Raw genomic sequence first — 17,991 nt, 5'->3', positions numbered from 1 at the left:
TATAATTCCGGAACAATCAAAAGCTTCTAATTATATTTGCCATCAAAAAATAGTAAAGTGAATTTTTCTAAATATACTCAAGAGTTTTCTTATAATTTAAGGCTAGCCTATCCAATCATTTTGGGGATGATAGGACATACAATTGTTGGAATCGTAGACAATGTTATGGTAGGACAACTAGGGCCAACAGAGTTGGCAGCGGTTTCTTTAGGTAATAGTTTTATTTTTATAGCCCTGTCATTAGGTATTGGTTTTTCTACGGCCATAACTCCATTGGCAGCAGAAACTGACGGGAATAATAATGTTGAAGAGGGAAGAAGCGTATTTCATCATGGGTTATTTTTATGCACGATTTTAGGTTTCACATTATTTCTGATTATATTCTTTTTTAAGCCTTTAATCTCTTTAATGGGTCAACCGGATATTGTGGTCGAAATGGCAAAGCCTTATCTTGATATCGTTGCTTTCTCACTTGTTCCACTTATTATTTTTCAGGCTTACAAGCAATTTGCTGATGGGAAATCAGATACTAAAAGCTCTATGTGGGCAACGATCATTGGGAATATCATTAATGTGGTTATCAATTACTTCTTGATTTACGGGATTTGGGTTTTTCCTAAAATGGGAATTGTGGGAGCTGCGATTGGTACGATTGTTTCTCGTATTGTTATGTTAGTTTTTATGCATTACATCCTGATTAGAAAACCAAAATTTCATCCCTATTTTGAAAACTTTAGTTTAAAAGAAATCAAGAAAAAAATGCTCAATAAGATTATCAGCTTAGGTTTTCCTTCTTCTATGCAAATGTTTTTTGAGGTAGGTTTGTTTACAGGGGCAATTTGGCTTTCTGGACTTTTGGGAACGACGAGCCTAGCTGCTAATCAGATTGCGTTGAGTTTATCTTCTTTGACTTTTATGTTTGCCATGGGTTTGAGTGTGGCTGTAACGATTAGAGTGGGGAATCAGAAAGGACTGATGGATTATGTTAAATTGCAGCTAGTGGCGCGATCTATATTCTTATTGGCAATACTTCTTGAGACTGTATTTGCTCTTATTTTTGTAGTTTTTCATCAATATTTACCTCAGTTATTTGTGAATGTCAATGATATGAAGCATCTGGGTGAGACCAAGGAAGTTATTGAAATAGCCTCTCAACTATTATTTGTGGCGGCATTTTTCCAAATCTCGGACGGAATTCAGGTTGTTGTTTTAGGCGCTTTAAGAGGTTTGCAGGATGTGAAAGTACCGATGTATATTACATTTGTGGCGTATTGGGTTGTTGGTTTTCCGATTTCAATTTACTTGGGCTTGTATACTGATTTGAAAGCTGCTGGGATTTGGATAGGATTACTGGTAGGATTATCTATTGCCGCTTTATTTTTGTATCTTCGCTTTTCTCGACTAACAAAAAAGTTAGTATTGGAGAAATCTATAAAATAATGTTGTTCAAACATTGTTACTTCTAATTCGTTTATTGGTCTTTCAAGGCTAATAAGCATTCAAAATTAAAACACATGATAATACTTATTATTCTAGGCTTAATCTTAGTGGTTACTAGCTTTACTTTAAAAACGGATCAAAATCCATTATCGAAATTTTCAAATCTTTTTAAAATTATCGGTATTTTATTAATTGTTGGAGGAATTTTTACATCAGCATTTAAGCAAATTAATGCGGGAACGGTAGGAGTAACATCTTTGTATGGAAGTGTACAGCCGGAGATTCTTACAAGTGGTCTGAATGTAATTAATCCACTTCTGGATGTTACGGACTTTGATATTCAAACCCAAAATTACACGATGTCTTCATCCCAGTCTGAAGGAGCTCAACAAGGTGATGATGCCATTCGAGTACTGTCAAATGATGGACTTGAGGTGGTGATTGATTTAACGGTTTTATACCGTGTGTCCGGTATAGACGCTCCAACAATATTTAAAGAAATAGGGGTTAATTATATTGATAAAATTGTAAGACCGGTAACTAGAACACGTATCCGTGACAATGCAGTTTACTACGATGCAGTAGCCTTGTATTCTACTAAAAGAATTGAGTTTCAAGATCGTATTTTTAAAACTATTGAAGCCGATTTTAAATCAAGAGGTTTAATTCTTGAGCAATTATTGATAAGAAACATCAATTTGCCAGCTTCTGTAAAAGCATCTATTGAAAGCAAAATTAATGCGGAACAAGATGCGCAAAAAATGACATTCGTGCTTCAAAAAGAAAAACAAGAAGCAGAACGTAAAAGAGTGGAAGCGCAAGGTATTGCTGATTACCAAAGAATTATTTCACTTGGGTTAACACAGAAGCAATTACAATATGAATCTATAAAAGCACAAAAAGAATTGGCCGCATCACCAAACACGAAAATTATTTTTATGGATGGTAAGGGGAGTTCTTCAATCATTCTTTCTGATAAATAGATTATATTTGTTGCAACGATTATTAGCTTAATCGTTGCAATGAATTTAGTAATTAATGATTTAACATTTATAAATGGAATTACCCAAATTTTTATTAGGCGATAACACTGATTTTCAGGAAGATATTTTTATCGTTCACTTAGATTATCCAAGATTCATAATTAACCTTAAAGACGATGAAGTAGAATTTATTGAAGAAGCTGAGGATCTTGATGAAGGGGAGTTAAATCTCGAAATGGAAGGATTGATAGTATTGGCTAATGAATTTTATGATAGAGAAATGGAACGTTACGAGAAAGAGTAACCATTAATAAATATTTCTTTTAATGTGAATCTAAATGATATATCAAATGGATTTACTCTTTAAAATATTTTTCTAACAATAACTGGGCGGCTGCAAATGGTGATATTTCACCGTTTTGCACCGCTTTTTTATTTGATTCCAATAATGTTTGAATTTCGGTATTGTTATAAAAATTTAGTTTCAGTTGTTCGTTGATGGTTTCTAGCATCCAATATTCATTTTGTTGCGAACGTTTTACGTTAAAATAATCGTTGCCTTTCGTTTGTTCGATAAATTTTGCAATCGTGTCCCAAACGTCTGGTATTCCCTCTAAAGTAATTGCACTACAGGTTGCTGTTGTGGGTATCCAACCTGATTTTTTTGCTGGAAACAGATGTAGTGCCCTGTTAAACTCCGTTTTCGCAAGTTTCGATTTGCGAATATTATCGCCATCCGCTTTATTGATGACAATTGCATCTGCCATTTCCATAATGCCTCTTTTAATACCTTGCAATTCATCACCGGCTCCGGCAATTTTTAGTAACAAAAAGAAATCCACCATACTGTGTACCGCTGTCTCGCTTTGGCCTACACCTACTGTTTCTATGATGATCGTGTCAAAGCCGCTAGCTTCGCAAAGTGTAATTGTTTCGCGTGTTTTTCTGGCTACACCACCTAATGTGTCTCCTGACGCAGAGGGGCGAATGTAGGCGTTTCTGTCTTTGACTAATTCCTCCATACGAGTTTTATCTCCCAAAATACTTCCATGTGATATAGTACTGCTAGGATCAACAGTGAGTACAGCTACTTTTTTTCCTAATCCGGTTAAATGTTTTCCAAACGCTTCTATGAACGTGCTTTTACCAACACCTGGAACACCAGTTATCCCTATTCGAACTGATTTTTTCGCATGAAGTAAACAGGCCTTAATGACGGTATTGGCTTTAATCAAATGAGCTGGATTTGTACTTTCTATCAAAGTAATGGCCCGACTTAAAGCGGTTATATTACCCGATAAAATGCCCTTAACTAGTTCTTCAGATGAAGGCTGTATTTTTCTGTATTTTTGAATGTTTTTTACAACAGACGGGCTAAAAATTTCTGGCTGTGAAATTCCAGCTTTCTCACTGCGGGCAGTTTGTTTTATTTTGTCGTTTTCCAAAGCTTAAAGTCATTTTAGTAAAATTAGCACTTAAACATGAATTATTAGAACTTTATCTGTTTTTTAAAGAGAATAATTTATCAAATCCTATTCAAATCTACTTGTTGAAAAAAAGTTTATTACAATTTAAAATAGTAAGAGTTATACCAAGTGATAGTGTTAATTTAGCGGTAATATTTATTACGCTATGACGAACTTTATTCTTATCTTTTTTTATCTAATTCTCGGGATTGTATTACAAAGAGTAAAGAGGTTTCCTACCAGCACTTATAAGTTATTGAATAAGATTGTAATTTATGTTTGCCTTCCGGCTTTGGCGTTGTATTACATTCCGAAAATTCATTGGAATAATCAGCTGTTATTTCCCATTGGAGTGGCATGGATTGGATTTGTGGTTGCCTTTCTATTATTTCGCTTTTTAGGCAATAAGTATGGTTGGTCTAAAAAATTGACCGGATGCTTAATCTTAACGGCAGGCCTTGGAAACACCTCTTTCCTTGGGTTTCCTATTATTGAAGCGCTATACGGTAAGGAAGGAATGAAAACAGCCATATTAGTTGATCAGCCGGGTACTTTCGTGGTGCTTTCCACCTTAGGGATTTTAGTGGCTACCATGTACTCAAAAGGGGAGCCAAATGGTATACAGATTTTTAAAAAAATAATGTTATTTCCTCCTTTTATCACTTTTATTGTAGCCTGTTTGATGAACGTATTTAATTTTGATTTCCATGAATGGATACAGTATATTCTCCAAAAAGTAGGTAGTGGAGTTACCCCATTGGCATTGGTTTCGGTAGGGCTGCAGTTGCGTTTTGAAAGTAGGAGCCAACATTGGCGATTTTTGGGACTTGGATTGTTGTATAAGCTAGTATTGACGCCAGCTATAATCTACTTGTTGTACATCGTAATTTTGAATCAAAATTCTAAAATGATTGAAGTAGCCATCATGGAGTCAGCAATGGCACCAATGATAACTGCCAGTATATTGGCTACTACACATGGTTTAAAGCCTCGCTTAAGTAGTATGATGATTGGTTTTGGTATTCCTATTTCTTTTGTCACATTAGCTTTTTGGTATTTTGTGTTTCGTTTTCTTTAATTTTTTATTCCGATATGAATACTATTTCCACCACTGATACAAAATCAGAGAATCCTGGCTTAGTTCAAAAAACAATTTATTCGGTTTTGTTTTCCATCGCTTTTGCTCATTTGATAAATGATTTAATGCAATCGGTTATTCCAGCAGCTTATCCGATTCTAAAAGAAAATTTTAATTTGAATTTTACCCAAATTGGGTTAATTACGTTTGTATATCAGCTGACAGCTTCTTTATTACAACCGTTTATTGGTTTTTATACTGATAAAAAGCCAAAACCTTACTCATTGGCAATTGGCATGGTGTTTACTATTTCTGGATTAGCATTATTATCTGTATCTATTCAGTTTTGGATGATATTGGTGGCGGTTTCTCTTGTGGGTATCGGCTCGTCGATATTTCATCCGGAAGCGTCCCGCGTCGCTTTTTTAGGCTCTGGGGGAAAAAGAGGTTTGGCGCAATCCATCTTTCAGTTGGGTGGCAATACAGGAAGTGCCATCGGACCATTGTTAGTCGCTATAATTGTGGCACCTTACGGACAATCGAATATCATATGGTTCGTACTAGTAGGTGTTTTAGGAATATTCGTTTTGACTAAGATTGCCGTTTGGTACCAAAATCATCTGAATTTACGTGCTTCTAAAAAAATAACGAGCGAGGAAGAAATTGTTCCTTTTTCGAAGAGAAAGATAAAAATTTCAATAGGAGTGTTGCTGCTTTTAATATTTTCGAAATTTTTCTATATGTCCAGTATGTCGAGCTACTTTACATTTTACCTGATGCATAAATTTGGACTCAGTATTCAAGAATCTCAATTTCATTTATTTCTGTTCTTAGCCGCTGTAGCAGCGGGAACATTAATTGGCGGACCTTTAGGCGATCGTTTTGGAAGGAAATACATCATTTGGGTTTCAATTTTGGGAGCGGCTCCCTTTACCCTACTTTTGCCGTATGCTAATTTGTTTTGGACCGGAATATTATCAGTGGTCATAGGAATCGTTATTGCTTCGGCATTTTCGGCGATTTTAGTATTTGCTCAAGAATTGATGCCGGGTAAAGTGGGTATGATTTCTGGATTATTTTTTGGTTTTGCTTTTGGAATGGGAGGTTTGGGGTCTGCGCTTTTGGGCTATCTGGCTGATCAGACAAGTATAGAATATGTTTATAAAATCAGTTCTTTTCTACCCTTATTAGGTGTGTTTACGTATTTTTTGCCCAATGTAAAAATGAAAACAACCGCACACTAGTTTTGTTTTATTGTTGAAATACTTGTCGAATGTATTATTATTTTGACTAACTTTAGTTAAAGTAAAAGAAAGTAATCATGGCAACACTAAGACTAGGAGATATTGCTCCAGATTTTGAAGGAGATACGACAATGGGGAAAATTAATTTTCATAAGTGGTTAGGGGATTCTTGGGGTGTTTTGTTTTCACATCCCGCCGATTTTACTCCTGTTTGTACTACAGAGTTGGGAACCGTTGCAAATTACTACCCTGAATTTGTTAAACGCAATACAAAAGTGATTGCATTAAGTGTTGATGGACTGGAGTCGCACCTGAAGTGGATAAAAGACATTGAAGAAGTTCAAAATGTTACTTTACAATACCCTATTATAGCTGATGAAAGTAAAGAAGTGGCTAATTTGTATGATATGATTCATCCAAATGCAAATGAAACCTTCACTGTTCGTTCCGTTTTTATAATCGGGCCTGACAAAAAGATAAAATTGACACTTACTTACCCAGCATCGACGGGAAGGAATTTTGATGAAATCCTCCGTGTTATTGATAGTTTGCAGTTGACATCTGACTATAGTGTTGCAACACCTGCAAATTGGAAAGACGGACAGGATGTGGTAATTTCTCCTTCAATTCCAGATCACGAGATACCTGCAAAGTTTCCAAAGGGATATCAGCAAATAAAGCCTTATTTACGAATGACGCCTCAACCTAACAAATAAGATTTTGAGGATTTTTAAGATTAGAAAAGTATAATGAAATCGGTTTTTTTATGCTTAAAAAGAGTGTGACAGGATCAGGCTTTTTTTTGATTGGTAATTAGCAAACCGGAAATAATGATTCCCATGCTAATGATTTGGCTCAGAATAATTTTCTGATTCAGAAAAAAATAAGCTAAAAAACCGCTAAATACAGGTATTAAGTAATAGATCATCGCTGTTTTTTGAGTTCCTATTAGTGAAATGGCTTCATTCCATAAATAATAGGAGATAAGAGAGGCGAAGACACCTACATAAGCTGTAGCGAAAATGGTGGTGGAGTCAAAAACAATTTTCTGATAGGAAAGGTGTTCCCAAAGATACATTGGAAAAAGAAAAAGTACTCCCAAAACAAAAATACAGAATAGAAAGACCTTAGGGGGTAATTCTTTTGGTCTCAGCCGAATTAAAGTAGTATAACTGGCGAAGAAAAAACAAGCAATCAACATTAATAAATCACCAGTTGTCAAATGTATTTGAAGTAAGGATTGTAAAGAGCCTTTAGTGAGCAGTATTAAAACACCCGATATTATTGTTGCAATGCCAACGATTTTCGTATTGCTTATTTTTTCTTTAAAAGCAATTCGGGATAGTACCACGATAAATAAAGGAATGGAAAAGGCAATTAAAGATAGGTTGGCAGCAGATGTCGTTTTGCCGGCAAAATAGATTAGCGTGCTAAATATGGTTATTCCAAGTAGCGCAGTAATGGCAAGGAAACGAATATTTTGCTTTATTACAAGACGATTTTTAATGGTGCTCTTAATGGCAAAAGGGGTTAAAACGACACAAGCGATTGTCCACCTCCAAAAAGCCAATCCTACAGGCGGAATATGGCCTTTTATTCCGCTGGCAATCACAAAATTCACCGACCAAAGAAGGGTAGCGCATAATGCGAATAAAACACCTTTTGTCTGGTTATTCATATTCTAAATTCTAAAAAGAGAGTTTTAAACGAGCTGGTTAATTTTAGCATGCTGCAATAAGAGGATTGTCTTAGCATCTTTAATTTCGCCAGACGCAATCATCGCATAAGCTTCGTCATAAGACATTTCCATCACATCGATATTTTCCTCTTCATGTGCTACTCCGCCGCCTTCATTCACTTTCATAGATTCGTCATATTCGCCAACGAATAAGTATAAAATTTCAGTTACGGCACCCGGAGACATATAGGTTTCCATAACCTTATGAACTGTCGTGAGGCGATATCCTGTTTCTTCTTCGGTTTCTCTGATGACGCATTGTTCTGGATTGTCTTGGTCTAACATTCCCGCGCAAACCTCAATCATCATACCTGTTTTGTTTCCGTTTAGATACGTTGGTAAACGAAACTGACGAGTTAGAATGACTGTTTTTTGTTTTGTGTTGTAAAGTAGTATCGCAGATCCATTTCCTCTATCGTAGACTTCTCTTTTTTGGGTAATCCAAGAATCATCATTTTTTTGATAATCGAAAGTGACTTTGTTTAAAACGTACCAGTTGTCAGAAAGTAATTCGGTTTTTTTTATTTCTATTTTAGGATCCTTCATTCGTATGTAATTGTAGGCAAAATTTTATTTTTCTTGTTTTTTGAAATGGACTTGGATAAAGTTAAAATAAAAAACGTCCCGATGAATCGGGACGCTAGTTAATCTTATTTAAGGATAGTTTGTTTTCTATCTGGTCCTACGGAAACAATTTTTATAGGAATTTCAATTTCTTGCTCGATATATTCGATATACTCTTTTAGTTCGATAGGCAATTCCTCGTATGTTGTCATACCAGTTAAATCAGCTTTCCAACCTTTGAATTCTTTGTAAATTGGAGTTACATTCTCTGGCTCAATGTTGTAAGGGAAATGAGCGATCTTTTTACCTTTGTAAGTATACTCAGTACATATTTTTAAAGTTTCAAATCCTGAAAGAACATCACCTTTCATCATCATCAATTGTGTAACGCCATTTACTTGAACTGCGTATTTAAGTGCAACTAAGTCTAACCATCCACAACGTCTTTGTCTTCCTGTAACAGATCCAAATTCGTTTCCTACACGTGCCATTGTAGTTCCGTCTTCGTCAAAAAGTTCAGTAGGGAATGGTCCGCTACCTACACGAGTTACGTATGCTTTGAAAATCCCGTATACTTCTTTGATTTTGTTAGGAGCAATTCCTAAACCGGTACAAGCTCCTGCAGCAGTAGTATTAGAAGAAGTTACAAATGGATATGTTCCAAAATCTACATCTAGTAATGAACCTTGTGCTCCCTCACATAGGATCGATTTTCCTGCTTTTTGAGCTTGATGTAAATATTCTTCACTATCAATAAAGTCAAGTTTTTTCAAATCTTCGATAGATTCAAAAAATTCTTTTTCAAGTTCCTTTAGATTATATTGAATGTTTACATCATAAAATGCGATCATTGCTTCATGCTTGTCAGCTAGTGCTCTATATCTTTCCTCGAAGTCTTCTAGTTCAATATCTCCAACACGAATTCCGTTTCTACCCGTTTTGTCCATGTAAGTTGGTCCAATTCCCTTAAGAGTAGAACCAATTTTAGCTTTCCCTTTTGAAGCTTCAGAAGCTGCATCAAGTAAACGGTGCGTTGGTAAAATTAAATGGGCTTTTCTTGAAATAATTAATTTCGATTTAATATCTAAATTAAATTTAGCTAAACCGTCAACTTCACCTTTGAAAACAACGGGGTCGATTACAACACCATTTCCAATAACATTAATATTATTGTCGTGAAAAATTCCAGAAGGAATAGTTCTAAGGACATGTTTTATTCCGTCAAATTCTAAAGTATGTCCCGCATTTGGTCCACCTTGAAAACGAGCAATAATATCGTATTTTGAAGTAAGAACATCAACGATCTTCCCTTTTCCTTCATCTCCCCATTGTAATCCTAGTAATAAATCTACAGTCATTCTAATTATTATTTGTTATTTAGACCACTTTTCCGTTGTCCGTACTAATTAATTTTTGCTATAATATTTTAACCTTTAGTCAATTTTTTGTTCTTCAACGTCACTTTCGAGTTTTGGTTTTTTCTTAACTCCGTATAGATAGAGGGAGTGATTGGTAATATCAATATCAAATATTTCTTCGATTGTTTGTTTGATACTTTGTATTCTTGGATCACAAAATTCAATCACTTCTCCGGTATCTGTCATGATAATATGATCATGCTGTTTGTCGAAGTATGATTTTTCGTAATGTGCTTGATTTTGACCAAACTGATGTTTGCGAACCAAAGCACAGTCCAATAATAACTCGATTGTATTGTATAGGGTAGCTCTACTGACACGGTAGTTTTTGTTTTTCATTTTGATATAAAGGTTTTCTATATCAAAATGCTCTTCACTTTCATAAATTTCTTGAAGGATAGAATAACGTTCCGGTGTTTTTCGATGCCCTTTTTTTTCAAGATACATTGTAAAAACATTTTTTACAATTTCTTGGTTTTTGTTGTTATCTGTGGAAATGAGTGTCATATCTGGCAAAGATAAATTATTTATTCTAATAGTTTTCAAGTTTAAGGACTTATAAGAGCATAATTTGTGAGTTTTGAAACAAAAAGAAATTAATTATTGCAGTCCTCAACGAGTTAAAAAGAGCGATAGTTATACTTTAATCCAATACTGTTATTTTTTATAAACTCGCGTTACCTTATCGATTCCGTCGATTTTTTTAATATTATCGATAAGTTTATTCAGTAAATTACTATTCTGAACGACAACTATTAATTGTCCTTTGAATAGTCCAGCATCTCCATTTAAGGATATACTTTGGATGTTGACCTGCATATTATTGGAAATCACTTTTGTCAACTCATTTGTAAGTCCTAAAGTATCCATTCCCGTAATATTTATGATGGCCCTAAATTCTTGTTGCGACGAATCAATCCATTTGGCTTGCATAATACGATACGCATAGTTGGATTGCATTGCAATGGCATTTGGACAATCTTTTTTATGCACCTTTATACCTTCATTTATGGTGACAAAGCCAAAAACCGAATCCCCTGGAATTGGATTACAGCAGGCTGACAGTTTGTAGTCTAATTTATCTTGTTCTTTACCAAACACAAGCATATCATAATTACTACTCAATACCTGTTTGTGGACGTCTGCATCAGCAGTTGGTCCGGAACGTTTTATTTTGCTTTTAAAGAAATTGATTAAGGCGTTGCTTTTTTGGGCAGCATAGTCTTTCAATTGCTGATTGTCAATTGACCCCACGCCAACTCTGTAAAACAAATCTAAACTAGTTTTTAATTTAAAAAAATTGACTAATTCATTAACAACGCTCTCACTTAAAGTTATTTTTAGGTGCTTTAATTTACGAGTAAGGATTTCTTTTCCGTCTTCGGCAATTTTTTTGGTATTTTCGTTTAATACATTTCTAATTTTATTTTTTGCTCTGGATGTGGTAACGTAATCAAACCAGTTAATAGTGGGCTTTTGATTTTGAGAAGTTATGATTTCTACCTGATCGCCATTTTTTAGTTCATAATTTAGAGGAACTAATTTTCCGTTTACACGCGTCCCACGAGTCTTAATACCTATTTCGGAATGTATGCTAAACGCAAAATCCAGCGAAGTAGCTCCTTTTGGCAAGGATTTGATATCTCCTTTTGGCGTAAAAACGTAAATTTCTTTGGAGTACAGATTCATTTTAAAATCCTCAACAAAATCTACGGCACTGGTTTCTGAATTTTCGAGTGCTTCTTTAAGCAAGTTCAACCAAGTATCCAATCCACCTTCTTCTGTGGCACCATTTTTATATTTGTAATGTGCAGCGTACCCTTTTTCTGCAATCTCATCCATACGTTCGCTGCGTACTTGTATTTCTACCCAACGCCCTTTTGGTCCCATTACCGTAATATGTAATGCTTCATATCCGGTAGATTTTGGAGAGGAAATCCAATCGCGCAAACGACTTGGACTTGGACGATAATGGTCGGTTACAATGGAATATATTTTCCAAGCCAGAAACTTTTCGTCATGTGGATTTGCTTTGTATACGATGCGAAGCGCAAACTTGTCGTAGACTTCATCAAAACTTACATTTTGGGCCAGCATTTTTCTTCTGATGGAATAAATCGATTTTGGGCGACCTTTTATAATGTATTCCACTCCTTCAGTATCTAAAGAGGTTTTAATTACTTCAGAGATGTCTTTTATGTAAGCATCCTGTTGGTCTTTGGTTTCTTTTATTTTGCTGACAATATCATTGAATACCTCTGGTTCGGTATATTTTAACCCTAAATCTTCTAATTGGTTTTTTATTTTATATAAACCCAAACGGTGGGCCAGAGGAGCATAAATGTATAATGTTTCGGAAGCAATTTTAATTTGCTTGGAATCTTCCATCGAATCCATAGTCTGCATATTATGCAATCTATCGGCTATTTTTATAAGAATAACGCGTACGTCATCATTAAGCGTCAACAGCATTTTACGGAAATTTTCGGCTTGCATCGATACGTTCATGTCCTTTTGAACCAGTGAAATCTTAGTTAATCCTTCTACAAGCTGCGCCACTTTTGGATTGAAAATCCGTTCAATATCCTTAACGGTGGTAGGAGTGTCTTCCACAACATCATGTAATAATGCTGCGGCAATAGAAGTTGCACCCAAACCTATTTCTGAGGCGACTATTTTTGCCACGGCGATAGGATGGAAGATATAGGCTTCCCCTGATTTTCTTCGTTGTTCTTTATGGGCTTCCACAGAAACATCAAAAGCTTTACGGACCAGTTTTTTGTCTTCTGCAGACAAAGTTTGGTAACTGATACGTAGTAGTTCTTTGTATTCCTGAGCAATTGCCTTGTTCTCTTTTTCTATATCTATTTCTGTCATAACGGCATGATTCATTTTCTAAAAATAACTATAAGTTAGCAAATATGCAAGCGATAAATTACTGCCTAATATTTAACAATCCGGCTTTTCTTTGAAGAATATTTGAAGGTTATTTTTTTTCGATTCGAATAAAATCCAAATCTTGAAAGTCATAGCTAAAATCGGTTAAAGCAGATATGGGATTCATTTTTAAAGTAATGGCTTTTCCGTTTTCATCAAAGGTAAAAAACAGATGTGCGTCTGCATGTAAATAGGCATTATTCCATTTTACCACATAGTTTTCTTTTTCATAGAAAAACACCTCTCCGCTGAGCTGAGAAGAACGTTTAGATTCAAAAAACAACTTTCCTTTTTTCTCGCTTATTACAACATCTCCAAACCATTTGTCTTGATACGTTCCCGTGACTGAAGCTAAGTCAATTTTTACTTTGTCTTTTTTGTTTTTGGCAACTGTAGCCCAAACTTCACCAGTCACTTTGTCAGCGCTCTCTTCATTGGCTTTAATACGGTTACGGTATATAGTTACGTAATCCTCTGAGGCAATATCTAAATAGCTGTCTTTTATTGTGTTTGTGATAGCATTAAATGCAGCGCCTGATTGTTGGTTTGTCAATACAATAATTCCTAACTGCAATTCAGGAATATAGGTAGTCTGCGTCACTATTCCTTCCAGACCACCGGTATGTGTCACTTGTTTGTATCCTTTTACATCACTTAAAAACCAACCTAGCCCATATCCATTGAAATGGGTATTATAGGGAGCGCTCGTTTTAGTTGGAATAATAGTTTGCAATTGCCACATTTCATCATGCTCTTTTTCTGAAAATAACTGCTTGTTTTCAGGACCATATTTTCCATTATTCATTTGCATGATGGCCCATTTGCTCAAATCGTTCACACTAGAATAAATTCCGGCAGCTGCATCAAAAAGTTGGTTTTGGTAACGTTTAATCATTTTCAGCTTTCCATTTATGGGTACGTGAGGCGCAATGATGTTAGTAGTGTCTTTTAAGCGAACAAAAGAAGCTACGCTATGATTCATTTCTAATGGCTCCATAATTCGCTCTTCGACAAAATCACACCAGCTTTTTCCACTGACTAAATGAATTACCTCGCCGGCAACAATATACAAAAGATTGTCGTAATCATATTTAGTTCTGAATCCTGAAACAGGCTTCAAATATTGTAAGTTTTGCACAATATCAGTCACAGTAAAATTACTTCCGTCAGGCCAAATCATTAAATCTCCGGCTCCAAGGCCAAGTCCGCTTCTGTGGGTCAATAAATCACGAATTGTGAATTCCTGCGTTACATAATCATTATACATTTTAAAATTAGGGAGGTATTTGATGACTTTGTCATCCCATTTTATTTTTCCTTCATCCACTAATATGGCTAAGGATGCGCTTGTAAAAGCTTTACTGTTAGAAGCGATACCAAATAGAGTATTGGTATCCACTTTTTCTTTTGTATCGATAGATTTTACTCCATACCCTTTGGCAAGAACCACTTGTCCGTCTTTTATAATCGCTACTGCAATTCCAGGGACATTAAATGCGGTTAAGGTTTTGTTCACCAATGCATCAACTTGCGGTTCTGTTATTTGTCCGAAAGAAAGAGTTGTTGTGATTAATGTTAGTAGGGCGAATAATTTATTTTTCATATTCTTGTTTTTTGAATTGTGTTTTTCTTTTTTATTTTTGAAATCAAAAAATGTTAATTTAAAATCCTCGTTGTCTTTTAGCTTCAAAAATCAATATCGCCGCAGCAACCGAAACATTCATACTGTCGATTTCACCCTGCATCGGGATTATAATGTTTTGGGTCGCAGCATCACGCCATTCTTGGGTCAAGCCAGTTGCTTCCGTACCGACAACTAGTGCGGTAGGCGTGGTGTAATCCTGCGTATGATACGCTGTTGAATTTTGCAATGTGGCACAATAGAAATTGATTTTTCTTTCTTTTAGGAAAGCAATAATTTCTGCTGTCGTTCCAGACGCAATTTGGTTTGTAAATAAACAGCCTACGCTAGAACGCACAATATTTGGGTTATATAGATCACTTTTGGGATTGGCAATAATTACGGCATCAAGATTAGCTGCGTCAGCAGTTCGCAATAAAGCACCAATGTTTCCTGGCTTCTCCGGTGCTTCGGCAACAAGAATCAATGGGTTGTCTGATAATTTTAAATCAGACAACTGTTGCGATTTTGTTTTGGCTATAGCCAAAATACCCTCTGTGGTATCACGATAGGCCAGTTTTTGAAATACATCTTTGTTAATTTCAATCAGCTCAGTAGTTCTCGATATTTTTTTTGCCTCAATTTCAGTACAGATTTCAGGATAAAATAAGATTGTCTCTATTTTATAACCTCCTTTTAGCGCCAAGGAAATTTCGCGTTTTCCTTCAATTAAAAAAGTACCTGTTTGTTTGCGGTTTTTAGCTTTTTCTTGTAATAATACCAAAGATTTTATGAATGGATTTTGAATTGAAGTGATTTGTTTCAAGATATTCTAAAATTTAATTAATATTTAGGAAACAAAGATACATAGAGAAAAGGCAGTTTTTAAAGATTGAAACAGAATATTTCTAAATGGGAAAAGAGATTCTATATATATGTTGGCCGGATTTACTCTACACTAGTATTTTTTTTTAATTTTGTGGCAAATGTTGTAGACAAAACAATTTGGATTCCTCAACTTAAAATCACAAAAGGCATGTTTCATTTATTGGATATCATTGGAACAATTGCTTTTGCGCTGTCGGGAGCGTTGACTGCCATGAGTAAGAAGCTTGATCTTTTTGGTGTATTTATTATTGCCTTTGTAACAGCGGTAGGTGGAGGAACCTTGCGGGATGTGATGATTGGAACAACACCCGTGGGGTGGATGCTTGATTTAGAGTATGTATATGTAATATGTCTCTCTTTTGGTTTAGCTCTATTATTTAGAAAAAAATTCGAGAGACTGCGTACATCACTATTTCTATTTGATACCATTGGACTAGGGGTCTTTACCTTGATAGGTCTCGAAAAAGGAATTAATATTGGGCTGCATCCTATCGTTTGTATTGCTTTAGGAACAATGACCGCTTGCTTTGGCGGCGTTATTCGAGATATTTTATGCGCGGAGATTCCGGTAATTTTCAGAAAAGAAATTTATGCTACCATTTGTATTCTGGGTGGAATTATTTTTTTTATTCTAAGAAAATTCAATTTGGATAATGATATTTTATATCTAATTAGCTCGCTGGTGATTATTGTAGTTCGTTTGATGGCGGTAAAATTCAAATGGTATTTGCCCACTTTAGAAAAAAATTAGATTGTTAATCTAAAACTAATTAGATAAGTACAAGAAACCGACTAACGGAATCGGGTAGTCAGAATCGTTTAGTTCAATAACGTAATAATAAGTTCCGTCGGGGCATCTTTGGTTGTCTAACAGCATTCCCTTGTTGGCGTAACCATCCCAATCACTTGTGCTATTGTTGCCTTGCCATAGTAATGCACCCCAGCGACTGTATATCGATATTTTAAAATTTAAGAAAACATCACGGAGTCCTTTATTTGTAAAGGTGTCATTGCGATTGTCATTATTGGGGGAAATAAAGTTGTAAACTGTTGGAGCGCAATTTTTAGTGGTTAAGTGAAAAGAAGTAATGCTATAACAGTACTCATTTTTAATTCTAATGTAAATAGTCGTGATAGCTTTATCAGTACTGAAATTATAAGTGTTGTATATTGTATTGGCGCCATTTTCGACTCCAAGAGTTGCCCCTTCCAGCGACGTATAAAAACTAACGGCGTCTTCAGCAGTTACTTTGACTAGTTCTTCATAATTTGAAAAATTGAAAGAACCAATTCCAAAACCTTGGTTGCAGGATTCCAGGTCAGGTACTGGGTTAATTTTTGGAGAAATCCTTAAAGAAATATTTTTAATAATACTTAAATTATTTTCTTCGTTCAGTTCCGTTACAATTCCGATTCGAGTTCCGTTATCATCGACAGAAAACTCTAAATCAAAGGTGTTTTTAATGTTTTCGGGGATGTCTAAGGTAATTTTATTGTTTTCTTTTCCGTCAATTGGAATACTATTTTGGGTCTTCGTAGTGCCTATCAATATTCCATTTGCATATATTGCGATTGGTGTTGCAGCAGGAATAATAGCGGTGCTATTTGTGTTATACACACTGTAATCAACAGCGATTTTTCTAGAGTCACATGCTAGATCGAGGTTATTAATACGTAGTGTTGCATCTGGTAATTGGCTGTTTAATTTGGTGACAATGGCATTGATCATCACAAAATCTTGGCCGGAAGTAAGTTGGATTTGTGCCGAAGTATCTCCAATGCTAATGTTGTTTTGAATGTTATATACATCTAAATCCATATTGTAAAGCGAAGTGGAACCTGTAAAACTGTTGGTCCCGTTAAATGCATTGTCTACGGGGTTCAAGGGTAAATTACTGATTGGATTTCCATTGATACTTAGGGTTTCATTAACACTGATAAATCGGTCGCCTTCCCAGGCAACAAATCCTATTCTTGCATCTTTATTGTCAATAACATTTAAACTGTTAAGGGTAATGTTTATTTGATCCGGGACATACTGTAAACCATCATATACAGTAAGTTGGTTTAAGGGTAGATTAGCATTTTTATACACCACGACAATTGCCCAACCTCCAAAATTGGTTCCATTCCAGCAAAAGTAATCTAGTACGTCCCTTAAGTCTAATTCACTTAAATTATAAACGCCACTTCCGGTACTTTTAACTTGTGCCGTTATATCAGCAAAAGCGCTGAAAAAAGGAAGTCCTGACGAACCTTGAGTGACTCTAAAGGTTCGTTGGGCAGTAATATCTTGTTCATTTAGCTTTACTGAAAAATCACCAAATCCAGAGCCAGCCCAATATAGGTAAGCATTTTCTATTTCATCATCTGGGTTTAAGGATAGTAATGCTGATGAACTTGTATTAATTACGCAAGGTCCCCCAGTGCCGTTTTCAAAGGTGTTTAAAGTGTTTCCAAAAAAAACAAAATCATATCTCCCGTTATATTGATGGTACAGCGAAATATCCTGTCCGTACATGGAAGAAGATAGAATAAGAATTAAAGTAAAAAAATAATAAGGTAATTTTTGCTTCATAGATAATTTAAAGTAGCGGATCTAAATTTAGTGATT

16 protein-coding genes are annotated in these 17,991 nt (G+C 35.3%); 7 read left to right on the top strand and 9 right to left on the bottom strand.

The window, feature by feature from the left end:
- Nucleotides 1-57: 57 nt before the first annotated feature.
- From CXF59_RS09025 to CXF59_RS09015, 3 genes are all read left to right on the top strand, one after another.
- Nucleotides 58-1,440: an MATE family efflux transporter gene (locus CXF59_RS09025; protein WP_101137491.1), complete on the top strand. Its 1,383-nt coding sequence runs from the start codon at nucleotides 58-60 to the stop codon at nucleotides 1,438-1,440.
- A 74-nt stretch (nucleotides 1,441-1,514) separates the two neighbouring features.
- On the top strand, nucleotides 1,515-2,423 hold the full coding sequence (locus CXF59_RS09020; RefSeq protein ID WP_101137490.1) for a prohibitin family protein: 909 nt from the start codon (nucleotides 1,515-1,517) through the stop codon (nucleotides 2,421-2,423).
- Between the two features lie 73 nt (nucleotides 2,424-2,496).
- Entirely contained in the window at nucleotides 2,497-2,727 is a 231-nt protein-coding gene (locus tag CXF59_RS09015; protein WP_101137489.1) for a hypothetical protein, read from the top strand.
- A gap of 52 nt (nucleotides 2,728-2,779) precedes the next feature.
- Here the strand turns inward: CXF59_RS09015 and meaB are convergent, their stop codons facing one another.
- Entirely contained in the window at nucleotides 2,780-3,868 is a 1,089-nt protein-coding gene (gene meaB / locus CXF59_RS09010; protein WP_101137488.1) for a methylmalonyl Co-A mutase-associated GTPase MeaB, read from the bottom strand.
- Nucleotides 3,869-4,055: 187 nt separating this feature from the next.
- Between meaB and CXF59_RS09005 the strand changes: the two genes are divergently transcribed.
- The 3 genes from CXF59_RS09005 to CXF59_RS08995 all read left to right on the top strand — a co-directional run bounded on the left by CXF59_RS09005 (nucleotide 4,056) and on the right by CXF59_RS08995 (nucleotide 6,927).
- Nucleotides 4,056-4,967 carry an AEC family transporter gene (locus CXF59_RS09005; protein WP_101137487.1) on the top strand — a complete coding sequence of 304 codons (912 nt, stop codon included), beginning with the start codon at nucleotides 4,056-4,058 and terminating at the stop codon, nucleotides 4,965-4,967.
- A gap of 14 nt (nucleotides 4,968-4,981) precedes the next feature.
- A complete protein-coding gene (locus CXF59_RS09000; protein WP_101137486.1) occupies nucleotides 4,982-6,211 on the top strand; it encodes an MFS transporter in 1,230 nt (409 codons plus the stop codon).
- Nucleotides 6,212-6,288: 77 nt separating this feature from the next.
- Nucleotides 6,289-6,927 carry a peroxiredoxin gene (locus CXF59_RS08995; protein WP_101137485.1) on the top strand — a complete coding sequence of 213 codons (639 nt, stop codon included), beginning with the start codon at nucleotides 6,289-6,291 and terminating at the stop codon, nucleotides 6,925-6,927.
- 74 nt (nucleotides 6,928-7,001) lie between these two features.
- On the opposite strand, the gene CXF59_RS08990 is transcribed toward CXF59_RS08995, so the two are convergent.
- From CXF59_RS08990 to CXF59_RS08960, 7 genes are all read right to left on the bottom strand, one after another.
- Nucleotides 7,002-7,889: a DMT family transporter gene (locus CXF59_RS08990; protein ID WP_101137484.1), complete on the bottom strand. Its 888-nt coding sequence runs from the start codon at nucleotides 7,887-7,889 to the stop codon at nucleotides 7,002-7,004.
- 24 nt (nucleotides 7,890-7,913) lie between these two features.
- On the bottom strand, nucleotides 7,914-8,495 hold the full coding sequence (nudK, locus tag CXF59_RS08985) for a GDP-mannose pyrophosphatase NudK (protein WP_101137483.1): 582 nt from the start codon (nucleotides 8,493-8,495) through the stop codon (nucleotides 7,914-7,916).
- Nucleotides 8,496-8,599: 104 nt separating this feature from the next.
- Nucleotides 8,600-9,871 carry an adenylosuccinate synthase gene (locus CXF59_RS08980; RefSeq protein ID WP_101137482.1) on the bottom strand — a complete coding sequence of 424 codons (1,272 nt, stop codon included), beginning with the start codon at nucleotides 9,869-9,871 and terminating at the stop codon, nucleotides 8,600-8,602.
- A gap of 75 nt (nucleotides 9,872-9,946) precedes the next feature.
- On the bottom strand, nucleotides 9,947-10,438 hold the full coding sequence (locus tag CXF59_RS08975; RefSeq protein WP_101137481.1) for a Fur family transcriptional regulator: 492 nt from the start codon (nucleotides 10,436-10,438) through the stop codon (nucleotides 9,947-9,949).
- Nucleotides 10,439-10,588: 150 nt separating this feature from the next.
- A complete protein-coding gene (locus CXF59_RS08970) occupies nucleotides 10,589-12,808 on the bottom strand; it encodes a bifunctional (p)ppGpp synthetase/guanosine-3',5'-bis(diphosphate) 3'-pyrophosphohydrolase (protein WP_101138498.1) in 2,220 nt (739 codons plus the stop codon).
- Nucleotides 12,809-12,917: 109 nt separating this feature from the next.
- Nucleotides 12,918-14,471: a serine hydrolase gene (locus tag CXF59_RS08965; protein ID WP_198554666.1), complete on the bottom strand. Its 1,554-nt coding sequence runs from the start codon at nucleotides 14,469-14,471 to the stop codon at nucleotides 12,918-12,920.
- Between the two features lie 58 nt (nucleotides 14,472-14,529).
- Nucleotides 14,530-15,315, bottom strand: coding sequence for an RNA methyltransferase (locus CXF59_RS08960; RefSeq protein ID WP_101137479.1), 786 nt, complete (start codon nucleotides 15,313-15,315; stop codon nucleotides 14,530-14,532).
- Between the two features lie 210 nt (nucleotides 15,316-15,525).
- Between CXF59_RS08960 and CXF59_RS08955 the strand changes: the two genes are divergently transcribed.
- Nucleotides 15,526-16,128, top strand: a complete 603-nt coding sequence (locus CXF59_RS08955; protein WP_101138497.1) for a trimeric intracellular cation channel family protein — start codon at nucleotides 15,526-15,528, stop codon at nucleotides 16,126-16,128.
- A gap of 15 nt (nucleotides 16,129-16,143) precedes the next feature.
- Here the strand turns inward: CXF59_RS08955 and CXF59_RS08950 are convergent, their stop codons facing one another.
- Nucleotides 16,144-17,955, bottom strand: coding sequence for a gliding motility-associated C-terminal domain-containing protein (locus tag CXF59_RS08950; RefSeq protein WP_101137478.1), 1,812 nt, complete (start codon nucleotides 17,953-17,955; stop codon nucleotides 16,144-16,146).
- Nucleotides 17,956-17,991 lie beyond the last annotated feature (36 nt).

This window comes from Flavobacterium sp. ALD4, assembly GCF_002836475.1.
Taxonomy (GTDB): domain Bacteria; phylum Bacteroidota; class Bacteroidia; order Flavobacteriales; family Flavobacteriaceae; genus Flavobacterium.
This window is presented reverse-complemented; position numbering and strand designations above follow the sequence as displayed.